The 1,140-nt window shown below is 69.8% G+C and carries 2 protein-coding genes; both read right to left on the bottom strand.

The features are described 5' to 3' along the window. On the bottom strand, positions 1-124 hold a 124-nt coding region (locus ACWCXX_RS41475; RefSeq protein ID WP_451136520.1), incomplete at its 3' end, for an adenosylhomocysteinase. Next, positions 102-1,031 carry a methylenetetrahydrofolate reductase [NAD(P)H] gene (gene metF, locus ACWCXX_RS41470; RefSeq protein WP_451136518.1) on the bottom strand — a complete coding sequence of 310 codons (930 nt, stop codon included), beginning with the start codon at positions 1,029-1,031 and terminating at the stop codon, positions 102-104. The genes ACWCXX_RS41475 and metF, both read right to left, overlap by 23 nt. Positions 1,032-1,140: the final 109 nt, after the last annotated feature.

Here is a 1,140-nt window from a genome sequence, read left to right as displayed (position 1 = left end):
TGCGGATCGACATCAGACCGGGCATCTCGTGCTCGGCCAGGGTGATCTCCTTGCGACCGAACGCCGCGAGGGAGAGGTCGGCGACCTTGAAGTCCGTGAAGTCAGCGGGCGGCTGCGAGGGCATGTGCGCTCCTTGTGCTCTGATCGTCCCGGGTGTTCCGGGTGTTCTGAATGTTCCGGTGGATTTCCAGCGTCGCGGTGGACCGGTTGAGCGTGATGTAGTGCAGACCGGGAGCGCCTTCGGCGAGCAGGCGGTCGGCCATGGCGGTGGCGTACTCGACACCGATGCGGTGGCCGTCGGCCGGGTTGTCGCGGGCTGCGTCCAGGCGCCGGGCGAGGCCGTCGGGGAAGGTTGCGTTGCTGAGTTCGGCGAAGCGGCCGATCTGCCGTACGTCGGTCGCCGGCATGATCTCGGGAATGATCGGTGTGTCGCAGCCCGCGGCGGCGACCCGGTCGCGCAGGCGCAGGTAGTCCTCGACCCGGAAGAACATCTGGGTGATGGCGTAGTCGGCGCCCGCGCGGCACTTGGCGACGAAGTGCCGGATGTCGTCCGCCCAGTCCGCCGAGCGCGGGTGCCGTTCGGGGAAGGCGGCCACGCCCACGCTGAACTCGCCCGACCTGCGTACCAACGAGACGAGTTCGTGGGCGTGGGTGAAGCCCTCCGGGTGCGGGACCCAGGGTGCGGCGGGGTCGCCCGGCGGGTCGCCGCGCAGGGCGAGCACGTCGCGCACGCCCGCGTCCGCGTACTGGCCGATGATGTGGCGGAGTTCGGCGGTGGAGTGGCCGACCGCCGTCAGGTGCGCGACCGGCCGCAACGTGGTTTCGGCGGCGATGCGTTTGGTGACCTCGACGGTACGGTCCCGGGATGTGCCGCCGGCACCGTAGGTGACCGACACGAACGTCGGGGACAGGGCCTCGATCCGGCGGATCGCCTCCCACAGCGTGCGGGTGCCGGCCGCCGTCCTCGGCGGGAAGAACTCGAAGGAGAACGAGGGCGTACCACTCGCCAGGAGTTCGGGCAGTGTGGTCATGGCCGACGGCCTCCCGCGTTGAAGTATTTCGCCTCGGGGTGGTGGATGACGATCGCGTCGGTGGACTGCTCGGGGTGGAGCTGGAACTCCTCCGAGAGGTGCACCCCGA

The sequence above is a fragment of the Streptomyces sp. NPDC001732 genome, from assembly GCF_053596315.1.
Note: the sequence above shows the minus strand (reverse complement) of the source record. Positions and strands in the feature narration are given on the sequence as shown.